General features: G+C 65.7%; 18 protein-coding genes. 9 read left to right on the forward strand and 9 right to left on the reverse strand.

The genetic code is table 11. The annotated features are described in order from the left end of the window. The first annotated feature begins 65 nt into the window (after positions 1–65). Positions 66–1268, forward strand: a complete 1203-nt coding sequence (locus ACN6KF_RS20270) for an MFS transporter (protein WP_434958576.1) — start codon at positions 66–68, stop codon at positions 1266–1268. A 163-nt stretch (positions 1269–1431) separates the two neighbouring features. Here ACN6KF_RS20270 and ACN6KF_RS20275 read toward each other — a convergent pair whose 3' ends face one another. After that, positions 1432–2457: a LacI family DNA-binding transcriptional regulator gene (locus ACN6KF_RS20275; RefSeq protein ID WP_434958577.1), complete on the reverse strand. Its 1026-nt coding sequence runs from the start codon at positions 2455–2457 to the stop codon at positions 1432–1434. Positions 2458–2783: 326 nt separating this feature from the next. Between ACN6KF_RS20275 and ACN6KF_RS20280 the strand changes: the two genes are divergently transcribed. The 4 genes from ACN6KF_RS20280 to melA all read left to right on the forward strand — a co-directional run bounded on the left by ACN6KF_RS20280 (position 2784) and on the right by melA (position 7448). Continuing rightward, positions 2784–3716, forward strand: a complete 933-nt coding sequence (locus ACN6KF_RS20280; RefSeq protein ID WP_434958578.1) for a carbohydrate ABC transporter permease — start codon at positions 2784–2786, stop codon at positions 3714–3716. 5 nt (positions 3717–3721) lie between these two features. Further along, positions 3722–4597: a carbohydrate ABC transporter permease gene (locus tag ACN6KF_RS20285; protein ID WP_434958579.1), complete on the forward strand. Its 876-nt coding sequence runs from the start codon at positions 3722–3724 to the stop codon at positions 4595–4597. Positions 4598–4635: 38 nt separating this feature from the next. Beyond that, positions 4636–6033: an ABC transporter substrate-binding protein gene (locus ACN6KF_RS20290; protein WP_434958580.1), complete on the forward strand. Its 1398-nt coding sequence runs from the start codon at positions 4636–4638 to the stop codon at positions 6031–6033. Positions 6034–6101: 68 nt separating this feature from the next. Continuing rightward, positions 6102–7448, forward strand: coding sequence for an alpha-glucosidase/alpha-galactosidase (gene melA, locus ACN6KF_RS20295; RefSeq protein WP_434958581.1), 1347 nt, complete (start codon positions 6102–6104; stop codon positions 7446–7448). Between the two features lie 432 nt (positions 7449–7880). On the opposite strand, the gene ACN6KF_RS20300 is transcribed toward melA, so the two are convergent. Further along, positions 7881–9452, reverse strand: a complete 1572-nt coding sequence (locus ACN6KF_RS20300; protein WP_434959723.1) for a Na+/H+ antiporter — start codon at positions 9450–9452, stop codon at positions 7881–7883. A 276-nt stretch (positions 9453–9728) separates the two neighbouring features. Between ACN6KF_RS20300 and ACN6KF_RS20305 the strand changes: the two genes are divergently transcribed. Next, positions 9729–10331 carry a hypothetical protein gene (locus tag ACN6KF_RS20305; RefSeq protein WP_434958582.1) on the forward strand — a complete coding sequence of 201 codons (603 nt, stop codon included), beginning with the start codon at positions 9729–9731 and terminating at the stop codon, positions 10329–10331. Here the strand turns inward: ACN6KF_RS20305 and ACN6KF_RS20310 are convergent. The 4 genes from ACN6KF_RS20310 to ACN6KF_RS20325 form a co-directional block, all read right to left on the reverse strand. After that, on the reverse strand, positions 10316–10762 hold the full coding sequence (locus tag ACN6KF_RS20310; protein ID WP_434958583.1) for a DsrE family protein: 447 nt from the start codon (positions 10760–10762) through the stop codon (positions 10316–10318). The genes ACN6KF_RS20305 and ACN6KF_RS20310 overlap by 16 nt on opposite strands. Before the next feature lie 124 nt (positions 10763–10886). Next, complete coding sequence (locus ACN6KF_RS20315; RefSeq protein ID WP_434958584.1) at positions 10887–11516, reverse strand: hypothetical protein; 630 nt, start codon at positions 11514–11516, stop codon at positions 10887–10889. A gap of 118 nt (positions 11517–11634) precedes the next feature. Next, entirely contained in the window at positions 11635–13284 is a 1650-nt protein-coding gene (locus ACN6KF_RS20320; RefSeq protein ID WP_434958585.1) for a heme biosynthesis protein HemY, read from the reverse strand. Positions 13285–13291: 7 nt separating this feature from the next. Beyond that, on the reverse strand, positions 13292–14620 hold the full coding sequence (locus ACN6KF_RS20325; protein ID WP_434958586.1) for a COG4223 family protein: 1329 nt from the start codon (positions 14618–14620) through the stop codon (positions 13292–13294). A 463-nt stretch (positions 14621–15083) separates the two neighbouring features. On the opposite strand from ACN6KF_RS20325, the gene ACN6KF_RS20330 reads away from it, so the two are divergent. After that, positions 15084–16526: a M20 family metallopeptidase gene (locus ACN6KF_RS20330; RefSeq protein ID WP_434958587.1), complete on the forward strand. Its 1443-nt coding sequence runs from the start codon at positions 15084–15086 to the stop codon at positions 16524–16526. Positions 16527–16562: 36 nt separating this feature from the next. Here ACN6KF_RS20330 and ACN6KF_RS20335 read toward each other — a convergent pair whose 3' ends face one another. The 3 genes from ACN6KF_RS20335 to ACN6KF_RS20345 form a co-directional block, all read right to left on the reverse strand. Then, the gene (locus tag ACN6KF_RS20335) at positions 16563–17267 is read right to left on the reverse strand and encodes a uroporphyrinogen-III synthase (protein ID WP_434958588.1); all 705 of its coding nucleotides are present in this window, start codon (positions 17265–17267) and stop codon (positions 16563–16565) included. Between the two features lie 74 nt (positions 17268–17341). Further along, a complete protein-coding gene (hemC, locus tag ACN6KF_RS20340) occupies positions 17342–18265 on the reverse strand; it encodes a hydroxymethylbilane synthase (protein ID WP_434959724.1) in 924 nt (307 codons plus the stop codon). Between the two features lie 164 nt (positions 18266–18429). After that, positions 18430–18666: a hypothetical protein gene (locus tag ACN6KF_RS20345; protein ID WP_434958589.1), complete on the reverse strand. Its 237-nt coding sequence runs from the start codon at positions 18664–18666 to the stop codon at positions 18430–18432. Positions 18667–19114: 448 nt separating this feature from the next. Here ACN6KF_RS20345 and ACN6KF_RS20350 point away from each other — a divergent pair, with 448 nt between their 5' ends. Beyond that, on the forward strand, positions 19115–20059 hold the full coding sequence (locus ACN6KF_RS20350; RefSeq protein WP_434958590.1) for an alpha/beta fold hydrolase: 945 nt from the start codon (positions 19115–19117) through the stop codon (positions 20057–20059). A gap of 89 nt (positions 20060–20148) precedes the next feature. Continuing rightward, positions 20149–21279, forward strand: a complete 1131-nt coding sequence (locus ACN6KF_RS20355) for a serine hydrolase domain-containing protein (protein WP_434958591.1) — start codon at positions 20149–20151, stop codon at positions 21277–21279. Positions 21280–21440 lie beyond the last annotated feature (161 nt).

Here is a 21440-nt window from a genome sequence, read left to right on the forward strand (position 1 = left end):
CGAAGTGGCCCTGGATTGGAGCTTCAGTTTGCCGTTTTATCGATCCACTTTCAACGGTGATGCAGATGCGCCAATCCTCCGCTCCTTTTCTCTTTGCCGGTACCATGCTGGCCGCCGCCGGCTACGGTGCCACCTTCCTGCTTGCCTCTTATTACCGGGCACTGGGCGGCGGCGACATCGAAACCGGCCTGACCCTAGGGGCAGCCATGGTCGGCACCTTTGTTGGCGTTCCGCTTGTCGGCTGGCTGTCCGGCCGCTTCGACGCCGCCCGCATGGGCGTGATCGCCTGTTGTGCCGTCGCTTCCGGCTTTCTACTGCTGGCCTCTACAACGAATGCCGGTTTCAAACTTGGCATGGCTTCGGGATTTCTCATCGGGCTGGGCTGGGGCATGTTCTACATCTCGGCGCCCATGGCCCTCTCGGAGCGCATCACCGACGCCGACCGAGCCTTCTGGTTCACACGCTTCGGCGCCTTCCAGATGGTAGGCATCGGCGGCGGGCCCTTCCTTCTCAATCTTGCCGTCCATCAGGCCGGCCTCTCGATCGAGACGGCGTTCCGGCTGGTCGGCCTGGCCTGCCTGGCGGCGTCGGCGCTGCTTTGGATTTTCGGCAGCCTCGCTCCCGGCGGGCCGCGTATCCAGGCTCTGCGCCCTTGGCTCACCGACATCGTCGTCATCGGCCGGAGCTCTTCGATACGTCCGATCATCATGGTGGCGCTCGGCGCTTGCGTCTTCTCCGGCATCTTGACCTTCCAGTCCACGCTGGTTGAGGGCACCACGGCGAGCGCGGCCACCTTCTTCGCCGTTTACGCCCTCACGGTCGTCGCCGCACGGCTGCTGCTCGCCCGCACCTTGGCGAAGCTGCCGCAGGCCGCGCTTGCAACCGGCCTGCTTGCCGCCATGGCACTGGGGGTCGTGGCGATGTGGTGCGTCGCCCTCCATCCCGCATTCCAGATCCTCGCCGCAATCCTGACGGGTATCGGCTATGGTCTGGTCTATTCGGTCATCCAGACCTGGGCAGTCAACGATACGCCGCAAGGCCTGCGCCACGCGGCGCTTACCTGGTTCGTCCTCAGCTATTTCATCGGCGTCTTCGGCTTTCCCGTCATCGGTGGCTGGGTGCTGGTCAATTTTGGCAAGAGCACCTTTCTGGTCATCCTGCTGGTCGCTGCGCTCGCCGAATTGCTGATCGCGGTCAATATCGGCTTCGCCCGCAAGCGTTCGGCCGCCCTCGTCGTCCCCGGCGCAGGCCGGACTTCCGGGTCCTGACAGCCTTATCGCCATCTGGACAAGGCCACCTTGCACGACGGCCCCTTCTTCTCGCCGCTTCCCCAGCGGCAGAACGCCTCGGAAGCGTGATTTCCGCAACTACGCCCGCTTCACCCGAAGCGGGCTCTTTCTTTCCAGCGCTTTCAGGTACAGGCGCGGCTGCCTAGCCAACCATGCCTCCGCTCGAGGCCCGGATGACGAGCTCCGTGCCGAAGACGATGCGCGAGGGCTCGACCACTTCGCGCTTGAGCAGCCGGATCAGCATGCGCGCCGCCGCCTCTCCCTGCTCGATCGCCGGGTTGCGGATGGTGGTGAGGGCAGGCCTGGTATAGGCCGCGATCGGCAGGTCGTCGAAACCGATGACGGCAATGTCTTCGGGCACCCGCAGGCCGGCCGCTTCGATCGCGGCCATTATGCCGAGCGCGATCGTATCGTTGCCGGCGAGTACGGCAGTGGGCCGCCGATGGGCTCGTGCCAGGAGTGCCCGCATGGCGGCGAAGCCGCTTTCGGCGCTGTGATGAGCAAAGCCGACCAGATCCGGATCAGGCTGAATGCCATGGCTGACGAGGCTGTCCTGATAGGCAGCCAGGCGCCGGTCCGTGGCGATGTTGCCCATCGCCGAGAAGCCGATATGGCCAATGCGCCGGTGCCCGAGCCCGACGAGATGATCGACGGCGCTCTGGATCGCCCGGCGGTTGGAGAAGTTCACCGCATGCTCGCGCGGGTGGCCGACGGAGCCGAGCAGCACCAGGGGATAGCCATCCTCGATCAGGCCGTGCAGGGCCTGATCGTTGCTGGCGGGGTTGAGCACGATCATGCCGTCGATGCGGCGGCTGCGCACCAGATCGGTGTAGACATTGGGCGCGCCACCCTTCTCGACGACCTCCAGCAACACGCCGTAGCCGTGATCGCGATTGACGCGGGTAATGCCATAGAGGAGTTGGGGCACGAAGCCGTCGACATTGAGGAGCGCCGGATCGGTAGCGACCAGGCCGATGGTCTCGGTATCGCCGCGCACCAGCATGCGGGCGGCCGAATTCGGCCGATAGCCCAGTTCCGCGGCGGCTTGCAGGACGCGTTCGCGCGTCTGGGTGCTGATCGAAACGGCAGTGGAACCGTTCAGAACCATGGAAACGGTGGCACGGGACACGCCTGCGCGCTCCGCCACGTCATGGCTCGTCACCTTCATCCGCTCCATCCATCCTCCCAGAGCATCTTGCGATTTGATTCAATTCCTTCAAATCACAAAACGCGTCGAACCAACGAGCGAGAGCAAGCAGGCGTTCGGTCCTGAACGTTTGCGTGCTCTTGCCCGGGAACGGACCGTAGCCGGCCGTTCATGCCCGAGCTTCGCCCTCTGCATCGCCGAGCCGATCGCGAACTGTCAAGCCGCCTAAGACCTATCTTGACACGATTTCGATCCTCTGCATTAATCATACTAACACGTGTTAGTAAACAAATAACACGTGTCACTTAACAAACCAAACAATCGACCGGCCTGGGGAGGCAACACCTTTGGTATCGATCGGCGAGTCTGGATCACTGGCCAAGAGACGTCCCGCCTGGAGCGCAAAAAGCCAGCGCTGGCGCGAGAATCTGACGGGCTGGCTCTTCATCGCTCCCGCCCTCATCGGCTTCACGGTGTTCTACCTGCTGCCGACGCTGCGGGCGATCGAGATCAGCCTGACCGACTGGAACCTGATGCGGGCCCCGAAATTCGTCGGGCTCGACAATTATGTCCGGCTGATGGGCGATCCCCGCTTCTGGCAGTCGATCAAGATCACCTGCCTCTATGTCCTCTACAACATTCCCGCCCAGACCGTGCTCGGCCTGGCTCTGGCCGTGCTGATGGACAGGCTGTCGAAATCCGTGGCGTTGCGGGCTGTGGTGGTGGCGCCCTATCTCCTCTCCAACGTGGTCGCCGCCCTGATCTTCCTGTGGCTGCTCGATCCGATCCTCGGCATCACCAACGCCTTTCTCGGCCTGATCGGCATACCCCGGCAGCCTTTCCTGACCACGCCCGAGCTGTCGCTGGTCTCGGTGGCGGCGATCAATGTCTGGCGCCACACCGGCATGACCGCGATCCTGTTCTATGCCGGGCTGCAGGCCATTCCGCGCTCGCTCTACGAGGCAGCCAGGATCGACGGCGCCAGCGAATGGCACATGTTCCGGCATATCACCCTGCCGCTGCTGCGCCCTGTCCTGGTCTTCATCGTGGTCACCAGCGTGATCGGCTCGTTCCAGGTTTTCGACACCATCGCCGTGGCCACGAGGGGCGGGCCGGTCAATTCGACCAGCACCATCATCTGGTACATCTATGAGAGCGCCTTCCGCTTCTCCAAGATGGGCTATGCCTCGGCCATGTCCGTGCTGCTCTTCCTGGTGCTCGTCGGCGTCACCCTCATCCAGATGCGGGTGATGCGCGCCGGCAGTTCGGATCTGGAGTAGGCGCCATGGCCATCGTCGCCCCACGCCGGAACCTCGGACGCGCCTTTGCCTGGCTGGTGCTCTGGCTCTTCGTCATCGGCTCGCTCTTCCCGCTCTGGATCGCCCTCAAGACGGCCTTCACGCCGTTGCCGAACCTCTATGACAGCGCCGGTTCGCTGCTGCCCGACAGCGTCACGACCACCAACTTCACCCGCATCTTCGGCCTCAGCCCGGAACAGGGAGGCTTCGTCGCCCGGATCAGTTTCGGGCCTGCCCTTGTGAACAGCCTCGTCTTCACGGCGATCTGCGTCGCCGGCCAGATCTTGTTTTCCTCGCTGGCGGCCTATGCCTTCGCCAGGCTGCGCTTCTTCGGGCGGGACGTGATCTTCTACCTCTTCATCTCCGCCACCATGGTGCCGGCGATCGTACTGTTCATCCCGAATTTCGTGCTGATCAAGGAACTCGGCTGGCTGAACACCATGACCGGGATGGTGGCGCCCTTCGTCTTGATGACACCCTTCGCCGTGTTCTTCCTGCGCCAGTTCTTCCTGTCGACGCCATCGGAACTGGAGGACGCCGCCCGTCTCGACGGCGCCTCGCCGCTTCGCATCTTCTGGAGCGTGGTGCTGCCTGTTCATCGCGGCGCCATCGCCACGCTCGCCATCCTGCTCGCCATCAACAGCTGGAACGAGTTTCTCTGGCCCTATCTGATCGGGCGCGATGAAAGCTCGCGCGTGCTGTCGGTCGCCCTCACCAATTTCCTGCAGCAGCAGCCGAACGGCAATCCGGACTGGACCGGCCTGATGGCCGCGACTTTCCTGTCAATCCTGCCGGTCATCGCGCTGCTCGTCATTCTCGGCCGACGGGTGGTCGAGTCCCTGCAATTCAGCGGCCTGAAATAACCTGAAACAATCAGGCCAAACACATCCGGGAGGAAGCCTTGAAGACCATCTCGAAAGCTCTCGCGTCACGACTGCGTTCTTGGTGCCATGCGCACAGCCGGCCCGGCGACCGTCCGAAGACTCCCAGGCGCGGGTCTCGCCGCCTGCAACTCGGCCTCGGCGCGCTTCTGCTGGCGGGAAGTGCCGTCCCGGCCCGGGCCGCAACCGAGATCAGCTATTGGCTGTGGGACAACAACCAGCTCGCGCCCTACCAGGCCTGCGCGGACGCCTTCCAGAAAGAGCACCCCGATATCAAGGTGAAGCTCACCCAGCTCGCCTGGAACGACTATTGGACGACGCTCTCAACCGGCTTCGTCTCCGGCACGGCGCCGGATGTCTTCACCAACCATCTCAGCCGCTATCCCGAATTCGTCGCCAACAGCCAGGTGATGGAGATCACCGACTTCATCAAGCGCGACAAGGTCCCGACCGACATCTACTACAAGGGCCTGCTCGACCTGTGGTCGAAGGAGGGCCACATCTATGGCCTGCCCAAGGACTGGGACACGGTCGCCGTCGTCTACAACAAGGATATGCTCGACAAGGCCGGTGTCAGCGTCGGGGAGCTTAACGAGGCTACCTGGAATCCGAACGACGGCGGCAGCTTCGAAAAGATCCTGGCCCGGCTCTCCGTCGATGCCGGCGGCAATGACGGCCTCTCGGCCAAGTTCGACCCGAAATCCGTCAAGCAATATGGCATCGTCTTTCCCGAGATCGACGGCTATGGCCAGTCGGCCTGGGCGCATTTCGCCGCTTCCAACGGCTTCAAATTCGTCGACGGCCTATGGGCCACGTCCTACCATTACGATGCGCCGGAACTGGCTGCCTCCATCAGCTGGCAGCGCGATCTCGGCCTGAAGAAGGGCTTCGCCATCCCGCAAAAGGATGTCGGCAACAATGCCTCGGCCCTGTTCGTCGCCGGCAAGGCCGCGCTCACGCCGCAGGGCTCCTGGATGATCAGCTTCTTCGGCAGCAACGCCAAGTTCAAGCTCGGCTATGCCCTGCTGCCCAAGGGGCCCATGGGCCGCAAGACCATGTTCAACGGCCTGGCCGACGGCATCTGGACCGGCACCAAGCATCCCGAGGAAAGCTGGCAATGGGTGAAGTTCCTGGCCTCGCCCGGCTGCGCCCGCATCGTCGGCGCCTCCGGCGTGGTTTTCCCGGCGATCGAGGAAGCGGCCAAGCTGTCCCAGCAGGCTTCCACCGCCAAGGGCTGGGACGTCTCCGCCTTCCTCAAGGAAGCCACTCCCGACCAGACCTTCTATTTTCCGATCACCGACCATTCCTCCGAAATCAATTCGCTCATGAAGGCCGCCTTCGAGCAGATCTTCCTCAACGAAGTCGATGCGGCGAAGGTCCTCAAGGAAGCCAATGATGCCGTGAACGCCCTGTTCTGACCACCCTCCTCCCCCTTGTCGGCGGCGGTCACCGTCGCAGACCTTTTCTTCTCGATCAGGAGCTCCTGATGCCCTCCCCCAAGATCACCTTCATCGGTGCCGGCAGCACCGTTTTCGCCAAGAACCTGATGGGTGACATCCTCTCCTTCCCGGAACTCGCCGGGGCGCATATCTGCCTCTATGACATCGATGCCGAGCGCCTGGCCGTCTCCGAGCGCGTCGGCCGGCGCATCGTCGAGACCCTCAAGGTCCCCGCCCGCATCGAGGCCACCACCGACCGCTCGCGGGCCCTCGACGGGGCCGACTATGCCATCACCATGATCCAGGTTGCCGGCTACAAGCCCGGCACGGTGACCGACTTCGCGGTGCCCAAGAAATACGGCCTGCGCCAGACCATCGCCGACACGCTCGGCATCGGCGGCATCATGCGGGCCCTGCGCACCATTCCGGTGCTGCTCGACTATGCCCGCGACATGGAAAGGCTGTGCCCGAACGTCTTCCATCTGCAATATGCCAATCCGATGGCGATGAACGTCATGGCCCTGAACCGGTCGAGCAAGATCCGCAGCGTCGGGCTCTGCCACAGCGTGCAGGGCACGGCAGCCGAGATCGCCGAGGATATCGGCGTGCCACTCGAGGAGATCAACTACACCTGCGCCGGCATCAACCACATGGCGTTCTATCTGAAGTTCGAGCGCAATGGCGAGGATCTCTATCCGCTGATCCGCAAGGTGGTCGAGGAAGGGCGCGTGCCCGAATGGAACCGGGTGCGCTACGACATGTTCCTGCGGCTCGGCTATTTCGTCACCGAATCCAGCGAGCATTTTTGCGAATATGTTCCCTGGTACATCAAGACGGGGCAGGAAAAGCTGGTCGAGCGCTACAACATCCCGCTCGACGAATACATCACCCGCTCGGAGAACCAGATCCAGAAATGGAGCGAGCTCTCCAGGCAATTGCAGGACGCCTCCGTCCCGCTCGAGGTCGATCGCAGCGTCGAATATGGCTCGACCATCATCCATGCCATGGAGACGGGCAGGCCCGCCGTGGTCTATGGCAATGTCGAAAATCGCGGCCTGATCACCAATCTGCCGGCCGATTGCGCGGTGGAAGTACCCTGCCTGGTCGACAGGAACGGGTTGCAGCCCGTTCGCATCGGCAAGCTGCCGCCCCAGCTCGCCGCGCTGATGCAGACCAACATCAACGTCCAGAACCTCACGGTCGAGGCCCTGCTGACCGGCAATCGCGACCATGTCTACCATGCCGCAATGCTCGACCCGCACACCGCCGCCGAGCTCAACCTCGACGAGATCTGGGCTCTGGTCGACGAACTCATGGCAGCCCATGGCGACTGGATCCCGCAAAATCTGCGCGAGACGACCGCCCACACTGCCTCGCAGTTGCGGGTGGCGTGAGCAGGTGGGAGCGGCCACAGGGGGCGGATGTGGCATCCTCGAATGGCCGTCTCGGAAAGCACTGCGCTGCCCCTCGCACCTGCAAAGCGAGTGCGAACCTCTCCCAGCAAGGACGCTGGGGCATATGCACGTCGCTGCCAGGCCGATTGGAGCGCGCTAATCCCTCCCCGGTTTCGGGGAGGGTGGGCGAGCGAAGCGAGGTCGGGTGGGGGAGAGTGACACAAATCCAACCACCATCGGAGCGGCAGCGCCACCCTCCCCCATCCGTCGCTGCTGCACAGCGACACCTTCCCCGAAGTCGGGGAAGGATTCCCGCGCTTTATCTGGAGAGCATGAGATGTGTAGGTCCGCACTCGCTCTGCAAGAGCGAGGGGGCGGGCTACGCGACCGTGAGGCAATCTTCAGCAATGCCATTGAAGCTGCTAGACTCCATCATGCGCTCCGCGCCGCGCCGGCGCTGAGATCAGCCCAGTCGAACTCCTCCTCCAGCACATAATAGGCATCGTCGCCGATCGCCCCCTCGCGGCGCAGTTCGCCTGCCTTGAGCCGGGCGGCGGCGATCGCCCGCCGCCTGAGCGGATTGCCGGGCAGATCACCGATCTCGCCCTGCAACGGACTGGTCTCGCTCAGTTCCACCACCGCGCCATATTCCTTGCACAGCAGCCGGGCATGCTTGGATTCGTCGTCCTTGATCGCCTCGATGGCGGCACGATAGGCCTCGGTGCGAGCCCATTTCACCTCCTGGCCGACGGGATCGCCGTCGCGCAGCTTCATCCAGCGGATCAGCGGCTTGAGCGTGAGGCCCTGCAGGACGAGCGTGCCGAACACCACACAGAAGGCGGTGAACAGGATGAGGTCGCGATAGGGAAACGGCGTGCCGTCGGCCAGATGCTCCGGCAGGGCGAAGGCGGCGGCGAGGGTGACGATGCCACGCATGCCGGCCCAGGAGATGACGATGCCGCCCCGCGCCGTCGGCCGTGCCATCGGCCGGGGTGGATGGAAGCCCCAGCGGGAAATCTTGAAGCGGATCGCGGTGTTGTAGGTCATCACCCACAGGAAGCGCACCACGATGACCGTGACCAGCACCGCCAGGGCCACGGCGCAATATTGGAAGCGCAGCCCCATGTCGAGCCGCTCCCAGATCGGGCGCAGTTGCAGGCCGATCAGCACGAAGGCGAAGGCGTTCAGCATGAACACCACCGTCTCCCATACCGCATAGACGGGTACGCGTAGGCGCGCCGGCATGGGTGCGTCACGCCGGCGGGCGATGGTCATGGCATAGCAGACGATGGTGAGGATGCCTGATAGCCCCACTGCCTCCGCCAGGATCCAGACCCCGAAGGTCGTCGCAAACTGCACGATGACGGCGGTAGGCGCATCATCGAAGCGCCCGATCACATAGGGAAAGGCCAGCCCCAAGGCGATGCCCGCCGCGACCGAACCGAACACCGTGATGAAGAAGGCCGGGCCGAGGCTGCCGAGAGTGATGCCGCCCGAAACCATGGCAATCACGGCGAGACGGTAGATCAAGAGGGCGCTGGCATCGTTGAGCAGGCTCTCGCCCTCGAGAATCTTGGTCAGGCGATGCGGCAGCTTGACCTGCCGTACGATCGCCGTGGCGGCGGCCGCATCCGGCGGCGCCACGATGGCACCGAGCGCGATCGCCGCGGCCCAGGGCATACCCGGCACCAGCCAGCGCGCGATCAGGGCGACGGCGACGGTGGTCACGCCGACGGCGACGATCACCAGGTTGGCGACCGGGACCCAATTGTCGCGCAGGTCCCGCAGCGAGGTGTCATAGGCGGCATCCAGCAGCACCGGCGCCACGAACAGGGTCAGCGCAAGATGCGGATCCAGCGTCCATTCCGGACTGTTGGGCACGAAGGCGAGGCAGGCTCCCCCGATGGCGAGGAAGGTCGGATAGGGCGCACCGAGGCGCCGGGCGAGGGTCGACAGCAGGGCGGCGCCCAGCAACAGCAGAATGATCCACTCGAAGGTTTCCATCGCCACCTCGACATCGTCTCCTGGTTGCATCCGGCAGTTTGCGCATAGCGTCAAGAGGTGGGCCTGCATCCGCCTGTGGCTGGGCAGAAAGTTCCGCTCCAAGCGGACCGGTCCATCGCTTTTCTTGTCACGGATAGGGGCTTGCCCCTAGGGTAGTGCCATTCTTGCGAGCTGGCCTGAAAGGACAGGATGGCGACGATAGGAGAACGATCGTTTCCAAATAGCGGACACCTCGGAGCGCTCATCCGTCACGCCGCCCGCGCCGGCTTGATTCTGTTGGCCCTGATCGCGCTGCCGGCCGGACTGGCCGCGCAGGAGGCTGTCGACCGCATCGGCCTGCCCGGCCCGCTCGCCTTCGACGGCACGGAATACCGGCTCGCCTGGAGCGCCCAGCCCAATCCGTCCTATTACAAGCAGGAATATCTGCCGGCCGACGAGACCGTGGCCGAATACACCAAGATGGTGCTGGTGGAACTGCTGGCCGGCGGCACGGATGTCGCCGGCGCCGCCAAGGCGCAGGTCGATTCGCTCAACCAGCGCAAAGGCGGGGATCCGCTCGTGCAGATGGCCCTCATCCGCAATGCGCCTACGGGCGAGATCCTGCTGGACTTCCTGGTCAGCCAGAAGAACCCCTGGGGCGAGTTCACGGTGGAGTGGAACGCCTATCGCTATGCGCCGCGCGGCGACGGCGTCATGCTGTTTGCGATCAGCCGCCGCGCTTATGGCAACGAGGCCGCCAAGGCCTTCCTGGGGCGGCTGAAGACCGGGCGCCCCGCCGACATCGCCAAGTTGGCCCGCTACGAACTGCCCCCATTGCGGCTCCAGGGCGATTCGCAGCAGGCCGGCTCCCCTTCTCCGCCGAGCTATGGCCGCAAATAGAGCCAGCCCTCGCCCTGGAGTTCGGCCAGCAGGACGACGCCGCCCTTCTCCGCCACCGCAAAGCCGGGCAGGAGGTCGGCAAGGCTGAGTTTCATGCCTTCCAGCGTGTGCCGGCAGGCGTGGAAGGCGACGCCGTCCTGCATGAGCCGGCCGAAACGCGCCTTGAAATCCTGGTTGCCGCCATCCGCCCGGAAGGCTCGCAGGGCCGGGCCATGCACCACCACGGCCAGTTTCACGCCGTCGGGACCGCCCATGCCGTCGATATGATTGCGCAGATTGCCGAGCACGAAACCGGCCTTCTCCAGATCGGCAAGGTGATAGGCGATGCGCGGCACCGGCTTGGCCTCGGCGGCGAAGGCAGCATCCGCCCCCGCGACGAGAATGGCCGGGCCGCTTGCCAACATGGCCCTCACGGCGGTTCTACGATCCATGTGAGGCTCTCCAAGAGCGTTTTCCAGAAAAGGAGCGTTTTCCAGAAAATCGATAGGCTTTACGATCAAGAAAGCGCTTTAAAACAAAGAGTTAGGCCACAATACGGTGTAGCTTCGATCCGCTTCACTGGCCGCGGCGCAGCATCGCCTTCTCGTCCTCGTCCCCGACCAGGGACAGGCAGTCGGTCAGCGCGGTGCGGTCGAGCCGGAACAGCTTGTCGTCCGCGCCGAAGCGCTTGCGCTCATCGCTGTCCTCGCTGTCGCTGCCGGCCTTCCAGATGCGCGCGCCGTCGGGGATGGCGACTAGGACGGATTTTTCATTTTTGAGCCGCACGTCGATGGCTCCGCCGTCGCAATCGACGCTGCAATGAGCGATCGTCGCCTTGGCCGCAGGCGCAGCGGAAGAGCCGATAGCACCGCAGCCCCCGAACGTCTCGAAATGCGTGCCGGCCTTGCGGAAGGTCACGCCCAGCCCGAGCGTATAACCGGGATCGGCACCCTCTCCCGCCGATCCGGTGACCAGCAGTGTCATGGTGCGCACATTCTGCTGGGGATGGCTGCCCAGATGCGGCGCATCATAGGCGCGCCGATAGCAGGCATGGATCCTGTCCTTGTCGATGGTCCGGCCGAAGACCTGGCGCTGGAAGGCCTCGTCGGGTGCCGAACCAGCCGCCAGGGCTGTTGACGCCGTGCCGGCCATCAGGATGAGGACGGACTCCGCCAACACAACACGCATCAGGAAATGACGTCTCATGCGGCCCTCCAGAGGCGATGCGCAGCTCGGAACACCCTACGCCGTTGCGGGCGCGCTGTCCGTGCGCTCGCGCATTGCCATGCCAGATTACGAAGATCTTCTTCGATAGCAGCCGCTATCAGCCGTTGATCGGAAAGCGCACTACCCGGCTCGGTTCGTCCTCCCCTGTGCCGGGATCATCAGGCACCGGATGCGACGGCACCACCGGCATGGGCGGCGGCGGGCGGCGCGGCGGCGGCTTCAACGGCTCGGGCTTGGATGGCTCGGGCGACAGGACCTCGATCTTGGCTGGCTCAACCTTGATGGGCTCGACCTTGGCTGGCTCGACCGGTATCGGCGGCGCGGCAGCGGCCGGTTCCACGGGCTTCTCGACCGCGGGCGGGGGCGTCTCGACCGGCCTGACATGCGCCTCGACCAGCTTGGGCTGCTCGGGTTCGTCCACATCGGCTAGGACGTCATCGGCATAGGACACCACCGGCGCGCCAAGGCGCTCGACCGGCGTCTTCCACTCGAACGCATCGATCCGGCCGGTGACGGGTGAGACCGGCAGCCAGACGTCGGATACCATGCCGTCGGCGGTCCAGACCGGATCGCGCGGCGCCCGCACGGCACGCGACAGCCATTCGCGGACCTTGCCGGTGGCGCCGTGCTCGGCCTCTTCGATATCGGCCATCAAGAGGCAGACACGCTCGGTAGCGCCCGATGCCAGCAGCGGCGACAGCGCCGAGCGGGCGACCGCGAAATCGCGGGCTGAGAGAGCGGCGCGGGCCAGCGCAATCGCCGCCTCCGGATTGCCGGCCATCTGGGCGGCGAGCGTCTGGACGCGGGCATAACGGTCACGGGCGGAATCGCCGAGCCGGACATTGGTATAGGCTTCGGCGATGTCGGGATGCGGCTGCAGGCGCCAGGTCGTCTCCAGCACCTTGGAAGCCTTGCGGATATCGTTGCCCTCCGAGAGCAGCTTGGCCGCCAGCACCGCCGCGGGCACCAGGCCCGGGGCAAGCTTGAGCGCTTCGAGCACGCTGGCCTTGGCGCCCGCGCGATCGCGCTCCGCCTGCTCGATCGCCTGGGCGGTCAGCAGCACGGCACGATGGCGCTTGGCCGTCTCCTTGTCGATAAGACGATGATTGGCGTTGCGCGCCAAAGTCGAGAGCGCGCCGCTCCAATCCTTCTCGATCGACTGGAATTCGAGCAAGGCTGTGCCAGCCCAGGGCAGGGTCGGCGAGGTCTTCACCGCTTCGGCGGCGAGTTGGCGGGCAGCGTGAGCATCGCCACGTCGCCGCGCCTCGACGAAGAGGCCGCGCAGGCCGAGGGGCTTGGTCTCGGCCTCCGAAAGCATGGCGCGGAAGGCGGCCTCGGCGCCGGCGCGGTCCCCCGAAAGCTGCGAGGCTTGCGCCCGCAGGAGCAGGGCCAGCGGCTCCGAACCAAGGATGCGCTCGGCATCAACAGCCTGGCGCTGGGCACGGCGGACATCGCCCGAACCGACGGCGATCATGCCCTGCGTCACCGCATTGAAGCCCTTGGAGCGGCGGCGGGTGCGGAAATAGCCGGCGACATTGGCGGGCGAACGCAACAGCCAGCGCAGGAAGCCGATAACAGCCATCAGCACGCCAACGAGCACCAGCACGGCGACGGCGGCCCAGACCAGCTTCACCTTATAGGTTGTCAGCCCAACGGTCAGGGAGACATCGCCCGGCCGGCTGGCGAGCAAATAGAGCCCGTAAGCCGCGAGAGCGAGAACGAGGACAGTGACAAGAGCCCGGATCATCGACGCCTCACGGATGAGAGAATTTCTGCAGGGCGGCGCCGGTCTGCGCCTTGATCAAAGCGAGGGCTTCGGCGGCACCCGCAGCCTGGGTGAGCCAGGCGGCACCGGCCTGCTGGCCCGCCTCCGGCATCGCCTTGAAGGCCGCGATGGCTGCGGTCAGATCGCCCGCGTGCAGGGCCTTCGAGACCTTTTCGGCCGAGGCGACCGGATCGCCATCCCCACCCTCGCCGTCGCGCGTGACGGTGACGATGTTGCCGAGGCTGGCGGTGATCCGATCCATCACGCCCGCATCCGACGACAGGGGTTCGGGCTTGGGTGTGAGCGCCGCCTCGATCTGCGGCTTCAGCGCATCATAGCTGGTAGCCAGGGCCTCGATCGACGGCACGCCCGTCGAGGCAAGGCCCGTCAGCGGCGCCAGGGCTTCTGCATTGCCGCCGAGCCCAGTGGCCGTCTGCAATTCGGTGGCGAAGGGTTTGCCGCTGCGGATGGCCTCGCTGAGTTGTCCGAGCGCGACGGCATAGGCGGCCGCCTTGTCCGGCGTCGCGCTGGCCGCCTGCTTGACCTGCGCGAGTTCCTGCGACAGGCCGTTGGCTGCGGTGCCAACCTGGCGCAGGCCGTCGCCGAGGGTGGCGATCTCGCCTTCGGCCTTGGCGAGGCGCTCCGTCAGGCCGGAAACGTCGGGTCCCGCCGGAGGCGCGGCCGGCGTGGACGAGGCGGCAGCACCAGCCGTCTTCTGGGCTTCGCCTGCCAGGGCGAGGGCATTGTTCGCCGCTTCCTGTGTCGTCTTGGCGCCTGTCTCGAGGGCGGCGAGGCGGCTGAGGGCCTCACCCGTGGTCTTCTTGGCGGCAGCGGCGTCCTGCTCGGCAATCGCCAGCCGGGAGGCCAGCCCGTCATCGCCGCCGCTCTTGCCGAGCGGGACGACGCCAAGGGCGCCGGCCAGCAGCACCAGCACGCCGCCGGCGATACCACCCGCCAGCGCCGCAGCGAGGGTCGACAAGCCCGAACGTTGAGGCGGTGGAGGCGGAGGCGCGAATTCGGATTCAGGTCGAGGCGGGGGAGAGGCAGCCTCCGGTTCGGCGGGCGCCTCGGTGCGCGGCGTATCGCCGCTGGCCTGTTCGCCATCGGCGGACGGGCGCGCCCAGATCGACGGGCCCGCCTCCTCCCCGGCATCCGCCGCGGCGGCAGCACCGGTTTCCTCGGTCTTCGGCGCCTCGCCGGTGGCGGGCTGTACCTCGGCGGCAGATTCGGGACTGAAGGCAGATGCTTCCCCGCCGGCGGCCTGCGCCGGCGAAGCAGTCGAGGTTGCGGGCGATTCGGCGACTTCGGTGGCGCTCAAATCCAACGTCGCGGGACCGAGGCCTGCGCTTTTCTGCTTTTTCGGCCTGCCTTGCGTGCTGTCTTCCCGTGCCATGCGACCCCCATGGAGACCCCCAACGGGCCCAGCCTATAGCATGAAAACCCGACAAGCCAATTTGCCCAAACCGAAGCCCGCTGGACAGCCACCGGCGTAAAGGCAGGCAGGAAACGGGCGCTATCCGATTGTGAAAACCTCCGCCTGTTCCAATCGTTCCGCACGGTGACGGGCCAAGGCAAGGCCTCCTGGCCGCGAGGATATTCAAGCGATCCCATGCCAGCGATTGATCCGCTTGCGGTTTCGGTGTCGGTGATCGATATCGGTCACAGTCGTTCCGTCTTTCCGCCAGGAACTTGCCGCGGGAGCCGGCTCCCGGCGCGACGGGCATCACGGCCATGAAGGACAATTGGCGGCGCAGCCGCCTCGACAGGGAAGAACCGCAGAGATGACGCAGAATGATCGTCTGACGCTCCAGCACATCGTCGAGCATGTCGATGCGAAGGCGCAATCCTTCTGCGCCTTGAGCGATCGCATCTGGCACATGCCGGAACTCGCTTTCGAAGAGCAGCGATCCTGCGAGGAGCATATTGCGGCCCTGACGGCAGAGGGTTTCCGCATCACGCGCAAGGCGGGTGGCATCGAGACCGCCTTCATGGCCGAATATGGCGAGGGCGGACCGGTGCTGGCCTTCCTGGGTGAGTATGATGCCCTGCCGGATCTGTCCCAGGCCAGCGGCGTCGAGAAGGCCGAACCGCTGCAGCGCGGCGGTCCCGGCCATGGCTGCGGCCACAACCTCCTCGGCGCGGGCGCGGCCCTGGCCGCGGTGGCCTTGAAGGATGCGCTGGCCGCGGCGGGTATCGAGGGCCGCGTGCGCTATTACGGCTGCCCCGCCGAGGAGAGCGGCTCGGGCAAGAGCTTCATGGCCCGGGCCGGCGTATTCGACGATGTCGACGTCGCCTTCTGCTGGCATCCGAGCGTCGTCAACGAAGTCGTGGCCGCCTCCAGCCTCGCCTTCATCCAATGCTATTTCCGCTTCGCCGGCCGTGCTTCGCACGCGGCGGCCAGCCCGCATCTCGGCCGCTCGGCGCTGGACGCGGTGGAACTGATGAACATCGCCGTCAATTATATGCGCGAGCATATGCCGGCGGAGGCGCGTATCCATTACGCCGTCACCAATAGCGGCGGCATCGCGCCCAATGTCGTACAGGCCAATGCCGAAGTGCTCTATCTGGTGCGCTCCCCCGATATCGCCGATACCAAACGCCTGTTCGAACGCGTCAAGAAGGCGGCCGAGGGCGCCGCGTTGATGACGGAGACGCAAACCAGTTTCCAGGTAACCGATGCCGGGCTCAATCTCGTGCCCAACGAAACCCTGCTCGAAGCCATGCACGACAACATGATCCGCATCGGCGCCCCGGCTTTCGACGGCGATGACCGTAACTTCGCTGACCGGCTACGCCGGGCCAGCCTGTCGGACGAAGACATTGCCGCAAGCGTGGCGCCGCATGATCCAGCCTTGGCCACCCATAGCCTGCACGAAGGCATCCTGCCTATGGCCCGGAGGGCCAGCGTGCAGATGGGCAGCACGGATGTCGGCGACGTCAGCTGGATTGCGCCGACGGTGCAATGCCACACCGCCTGCTTTGCGATCGGCACACCCTTTCATAGCTGGCAATTGGTGACGCAGGGCCTGGAGCCGGCGGCCCATAAGGGCATGGTCGCGGCGGCGAAGGTGCTCGCCAGCACGGCGGCCGACTGCCTGAGCAAGCCGGACCTGATCGCCAGGGCGAAAGCCGAACTCAACCGGCGCACCGGCGGCCGGCCCTTCGAAAGTCCGATTCCGCCGGAAATCCTGCCCGAACATCTCCATTCGAGCCAGGGCCGCTGATCGCACCTTGCTGCAACTCGTCGTTCCGGGAGGCGCTCAGATCAACGCCAGCAGCGCATCCTCCTCCGGACGCGCGGGAAAGGCGACCTCGACGGCGCCGGTGGCCGATATCACCTCGGCCACCTTGCGCGACAGGCACAGATGCCGCGCCGGCAGGCGCGCCACGGCTTCGGCACCACCGGCGCAGGCGATGAAGGCCTCCGCCGTGCGCGCGGAGTAATGCAGCACGGCATCGAGCCCGCCCTGCGTCAGCGCCGCCTGGGTCTCGGGCCGGAACCGCGCCGCCTGATGCGCGGTGTAGACGACGGCGAGTTCGATGCGATGTCCCATCCCCGCGAGAGCCCCGACGAGATCGCCGGTGCGGTCGGCCCCAGCCAGATAGAGGGCCCGGTGCGGCTCGCGCCAGGCCTCTCGGACATGGGTGATCAGGCTGGCCACATCGCGCCCGAAGGTCTCGACGTCTTCAAAACCCATGGCGCGAGCAACGGCCCCGGTACGACGGCCGACTGCGATCAGGGGCGTGGCGGTCAGCCCCTCGAATTCCGACCGCTCGTAAAGGGCGGCCAGGGCATTGCCGCTGGTGACGATGAGGGCATCGAAGCGTCCGGTCGGCAGGGCGTCGCCGCCGAACACGATCTCCAGCATCGGCTCGATCACCGGCTCATGGCCCAGCCGCGCGAGAACCTTCGCCGTCTGCCGTGCCTCCTCAATCGGCCGGGTGACGAGTATGCGCGCCATCATTGTCCTTCCGCTCGATACGCCGCCGGCCGCGTGATCGGCGCGACAGGAAGGCCATTCCGCTCGCCACCGGATGATCAGCCGGCAAAGAATCCTTCGCCGCCCAGAGCGTGCAGTTCCTCGCCGGCCGAGCGCCCGAGCGCCTCCGCATCGGCGACGCGGCCGCTGCGCTGGGCCTCGTGCACCTCGCTGCCGTCAGGCTTGAGGATGAGCCCGCGAAAGCGGATGGCATCCCCCTCCACCACGGCATGTCCGGCGATCGGGGTGCGGCAGGAGCCATCCAGGACGGTGAGGAAGGCTCGCTCCAGCTTCACGGCCAGATGGGTGTCGCGATGGTCGATGCCGGCGACGTGGCGGATGGTGTCGCCATCGTCAGCCCGGGTTTCCAGGCAGATGGCGCCCTGGCCGACGGCTGGCAGGAAATCCTCTTCGGAGAGGATGGCGCTGGCATGGGCGATGAGGCCGAGCCGCTTCAGGCCAGCCACCGCCAGCAGCGTGGCATCGGCCTGCCCTTCGGCGAGCTTGCGCAGGCGCGTCTCGACATTGCCTCGGAACAGCACGGTCTGAAGATCGGGCCTGAGATGCTTGACCTGGGCCTGGCGCCGTAGCGCCGCCGTGCCGACCACGGCGCCCTGCGGCAGCTCGGCGAAGGAGGCGATGCCGGGCGCGATCAGCGCATCGCGGACATCCTCGCGCTCCAGAAAGCCCGCGAGCACCAGGCCGTCGGGCAGCACGGTCGGCATGTCCTTGCAGGAATGCACGCCGATATCGATCTCGCCATCTTCCAGCGCCCGCTCGATCTCCTTGGTGAACAGCCCCTTGCCGCCGACTTCCGAGAGCGGCCGGTCACGGATCATGTCGCCGGAGGTCTTGATCACCCGGATCTCGATACGCTCGGGCGCGATCTCCAACAGGCCGGCCAGCAGGGCCTGCGTCTGCCGGGCCTGCGCCAATGCAAGCGGACTGCCTCGCGTGCCGAGGCGCAACAGAATGGACACGATCGATATTTTTCCCAAACAGCTCGCGGCTGCTTAACGCCGGAGGTTAGGGGAGTCAAAGGCGAGCTTATGGAGAAAGATCACAAAGCCCGCATGACGGTGGGCGATATGCCCTGGACATCGTTCGGCGCGTCGACATCCGGAAGAGGCTGCAACAAATGCCTGCGCTAGTGCCGCACCGGCGAGGAGCCCCCGGTCGTGGCAAGCCAGAGGCCGAGGGCGGTATGCAAAGCCTCGGCAGCTTCGGGAGAGAGGGGCACCTTCAAGACGGCGTTCCCGTCGAAATGGAACTCGGCGAGCACGAAGTTGCCGCTGGGGGGGGAGGCGAGGCGCAACAGGCTGGTCAGCACCGGTGCTTCGATCGCTCCGCTCTTGCTCTCGAGGTCATCGATATCATCCATCATGTCGACCTACCTTGTTCCCCGGCCCAGGCGCGTCACCGCGGCACTGTCGGCGTTCGGCGTGAGATCATCGTGACAAGCCGGCCTGCCTCAGCGGGGCCGCTTCACACGAAATCTGGTCATGACCAAGCCGCTCGCCCTGCTTCCAATCGGCTATTTCACTTAACCGGACCGGAAACAAAAAATTCAACAGAGCCATACAGTTAGCATCTTGTACGGATTTATAACACCCCTTGTCGTTTCTTCGATAGAGCAAAATCGCCACAGTCCGTCTCAAATCGACTCGCCCCTGCACTCCTCCCCGATTGGCCTTGCGAAAAAAACCCGTCGCCGATGTCGGCCGGTCCCGCCGGCCAGCGTCCTTTGCGCGACGCCCCACGAGCGAAAAACGGCTCGCGCGGCCCGAAACCAGAACCATCGGACCCATCCGTCGAGACAGGAGTGACGAACCATGCCGCAAGCCTCCATCCTGAAATCCCTGCTGGCCGCCCTGGTGATCGGCGTCGGCAGCCTTTCCGTCGCCATGAGCGTGGCGACGGGCGCAGAGACGGCGACGACCGACCAGGCGCAGGCCAAGAGCGGCCATATCGAGGCCGGCGGCGTGAACTATTATTACGAGATACGTGGCAGCGGCGAACCGCTCCTCCTGCTGCATGGCGGCCTCGGCTCGATCGACATGTTCCAGCCGGTCATGCCGACGCTGACCGCCCATCGCCAGATCATCGCCGTCGATCTCCAGGGCCATGGCCGCACGCCGCTCGGCAAGCGCCCGATCGATCTCAAGGCCATGGGCGACGACATGGGCCAGATCCTCGCCAAGCTCGGCTACGGCCAGGTCGACGTGTTCGGCTACTCCATGGGCGGCGGCGTCGCCTTCCAGCTCGCCGCCCAGCACCCCGACAAGGTGCGGCGGCTGGTGCTGGTCTCCGCAGGCTTTGCCCAGGACGGCTTCTATCCCGAGATGCTGCCGATGCAGGCCCAGGTCGGCGCCGGCATGGCCGAGATGATGAAGGCCACGCCGATGTACCAGTCCTATGTCAAGGTCGCGCCCGATCCGGCCGAATTCCCACGCCTGCTCGACGCCATGGGCGCCCTGATGCGCAAGCCCTATGACTGGTCGTCCGACGTGCCGAAGCTGACCATGCCGGTGATGCTGGTCTTTGGCGACAGCGACATGTATCGCCCCGAGCATGTGGTCAAGTTCTACCAGCTCCTCGGCGGCGGGCTGCATGATGCCGGCTGGCAGCGCGAGCATATGGCCAAGAACCGTCTCGCCATCCTGCCGGGCCTGACCCATTACGACATCTTCCTGTCGCCGCAGCTCACGGCAACCGCCCTGCCCTTCCTCAACGGCAAGAGCGAGAACGCCAGTTGGAGCGACCAGACCGGCAAGTGACCGCCGCGGGCCCCCAGCCCGGAAAGGGACTTGAACGAAGCGGGTTTGTTGCCGATTGTCCGAAACCTTCCCGCTTCGGAGCTTTCCTCATGCACGGCCAGCCTTCCCCCGCCATCGACCAAGCCCGTACGGAGCGCCTCGATGCCGTGATCGACGCCGCCATCGCCGAGGAGCGCATCATCGGCACCGTGGTGCTGGTGGCCGAGGCGGGCGAGATCGTCTATCGTCGCAGCGCCGGTCATGCCGATCGCGAGGCCGGCACGCCGATCGCGGAGGACACCATCTTCCGCCTCGCCTCTGTGACCAAGCCGATGGTGGCGGCCGCTGCCCTGGCACTGGTCGAGGCCGGACAGCTCGGCCTCGACGACCGCGTAACACGTTACCTTCCGAATTTCCGCCCCAGGCTCGCCGATGGCAGCGAGCCGGTGATCACGGTGCGCCATCTTCTCAGCCACACCGCAGGCCTGCGCTATGACTACGATGCCGCCGCCGATATCGCCGACGGCCTCGACCGGCTCGGCCGCGGCATGGCGGAAAATCTCGAGAAGATCGCAGCCCAGCCGCTGGCCTTCGCGCCCGGCAGCGCCTGGCGCTATTCGGTAGCGATCGACGTGCTGGGCGGGCTGATGGAAAAGGCCGTCGGCAAAAGCCTGCCTGAGATCGTGGCCGAACGCATCACCGGGCCGCTCGGCATGGCCGACACCGAATTCGTTGCCACCAAGCCCCAGCGCCTGGCAACCGCCTATGCCGATGGCGTGCCCCACCCGGTGCGCATGGGCGAGATCCAGCGCGTATGCCACAATGGCTGGTGGCTCACCTTCGCGCCACAGCGCGCCTTCGACGCCACCGCCTTCCCCTCCGGCGGTGCCGGCATGGTGGGCACGGCCGGCGATTTCCTCAGCTTCCTCGAAGCCGTCCGCGGCGGCGGGGCGCCGATTCTCTCACCGGAGAGCCAGCGCCTCCTGAGCGAGGATGCGATTGCCGACCTCGACATCGACGATCCCGGCTGTGGCTTCAGCCTCGGCTGGTCGATCCTGCGCGATCCCGCCGCTGCCGGCATGCCCGGCTCGCCAGGATGCTGGCAATGGGGCGGCGTCTACGGTCACAGCTGGTTCGTGGATCCGGCACGCGGGCTTTCGGTGGTCATCTTCACCAACACGGCGGTCGCCGGCGTCGGCGGCGCCTATCCCGACGCCCTCCGCGCCGCCGTATACGGCTAGGGTGTTTTGCGATTTGGTGCCCCCTGATCCGCGAGGAGACCCCGCCCTCGTCGAAATGGGCGGGCCCCTCAACCTTTTGGGAGGGGGGCGGCGGGTGCGCGCCCCTATCCTTTCGGTGCGGCGATACCGCTGATTCCCAGCTAGCCGCATCCGCGATCTGA

This window comes from Labrys methylaminiphilus subsp. lupini (assembly GCF_051161885.1).
GTDB lineage: Bacteria > Pseudomonadota > Alphaproteobacteria > Rhizobiales > Labraceae > Labrys.

Coding starts and splice junctions, on each gene's coding strand:
- melA (WP_434958581.1), top strand. CDS start 6,102: ATGCCCTCCCCCAAGATCACCTTCATCGGTGCCGGCAGCACCGTTTTC.
- ACN6KF_RS20285 (WP_434958579.1), top strand. CDS start 3,722: ATGGCCATCGTCGCCCCACGCCGGAACCTCGGACGCGCCTTTGCCTGG.
- ACN6KF_RS20300 (WP_434959723.1), bottom strand. CDS start 9,452: ATGGAAACCTTCGAGTGGATCATTCTGCTGTTGCTGGGCGCCGCCCTG.
- ACN6KF_RS20315 (WP_434958584.1), bottom strand. CDS start 11,516: ATGAGACGTCATTTCCTGATGCGTGTTGTGTTGGCGGAGTCCGTCCTC.
- ACN6KF_RS20320 (WP_434958585.1), bottom strand. CDS start 13,284: ATGATCCGGGCTCTTGTCACTGTCCTCGTTCTCGCTCTCGCGGCTTAC.
- ACN6KF_RS20335 (WP_434958588.1), bottom strand. CDS start 17,267: ATGATGGCGCGCATACTCGTCACCCGGCCGATTGAGGAGGCACGGCAG.
- ACN6KF_RS20345 (WP_434958589.1), bottom strand. CDS start 18,666: ATGATGGATGATATCGATGACCTCGAGAGCAAGAGCGGAGCGATCGAA.
- ACN6KF_RS20350 (WP_434958590.1), top strand. CDS start 19,115: ATGCCGCAAGCCTCCATCCTGAAATCCCTGCTGGCCGCCCTGGTGATC.
- ACN6KF_RS20275 (WP_434958577.1), bottom strand. CDS start 2,457: ATGAAGGTGACGAGCCATGACGTGGCGGAGCGCGCAGGCGTGTCCCGT.
- ACN6KF_RS20270 (WP_434958576.1), top strand. CDS start 66: ATGCGCCAATCCTCCGCTCCTTTTCTCTTTGCCGGTACCATGCTGGCC.
- ACN6KF_RS20310 (WP_434958583.1), bottom strand. CDS start 10,762: ATGGATCGTAGAACCGCCGTGAGGGCCATGTTGGCAAGCGGCCCGGCC.
- ACN6KF_RS20330 (WP_434958587.1), top strand. CDS start 15,084: ATGACGCAGAATGATCGTCTGACGCTCCAGCACATCGTCGAGCATGTC.
- ACN6KF_RS20355 (WP_434958591.1), top strand. CDS start 20,149: ATGCACGGCCAGCCTTCCCCCGCCATCGACCAAGCCCGTACGGAGCGC.